This is a genomic window from Pedobacter nototheniae, from assembly GCF_004335085.1.
Classification (GTDB): domain Bacteria; phylum Bacteroidota; class Bacteroidia; order Sphingobacteriales; family Sphingobacteriaceae; genus Pedobacter; species Pedobacter nototheniae.
In genome coordinates this window covers 1-492 of the sequence record NZ_RQRS01000071.1, presented here as the reverse complement: position 1 = coordinate 492, position 492 = coordinate 1, and the positions used below count along the sequence as shown (strand labels likewise).

Genomic DNA, 492 nt, shown 5'->3' with positions numbered 1-492 from the left:
CTCTGTTTAAAACTGTGTAATTTTTTATTGCACCGTTATTTTAGCTGGCCCATAAATTCTTATCTATGGCATTCGGAAGTTCGGCTCAAAAGGCGGTAAATGATTTAATACTCCCCCAGCGAATGGGGTGTGAGGTGTATATTGATAATAAGAAAATATCGCCCATACTTAAACTCAATATAAAGCAGCACATTGGCAAGCATAATGAGCTTGTGATGCATTTTAAGCACGAAGTGATTCAGGAAGTTGGGTTATTTGTGATAGAAGATGCCCAAACCCTGCTAGGCAGGCTTACAGAGGTTTCTATTTTTAATAGTAGTGATCCTCATGATAATCCTTTTCAAAACAAATTTATTATTACAGAAGTAAAACTGGTTAACGATGGACTTGCCGAAGGGGTTTTGGAATTAAAAGGTCTTTCGCCTACCATTTTGCTTGATGGTGCCAAACATTTCGAAAGTTTTGCCACTCAAAACCTCGCTACGTTGGTAA

Annotated in this window: 1 protein-coding gene; it reads left to right on the top strand. The window is 38.0% G+C overall.

The features are described from left to right. Positions 1-65 precede the first annotated feature (65 nt). Positions 66-492 (top strand): hypothetical protein (locus EHC72_RS22495; protein WP_131539965.1); only part of this gene is annotated, 427 nt, incomplete at its 3' end.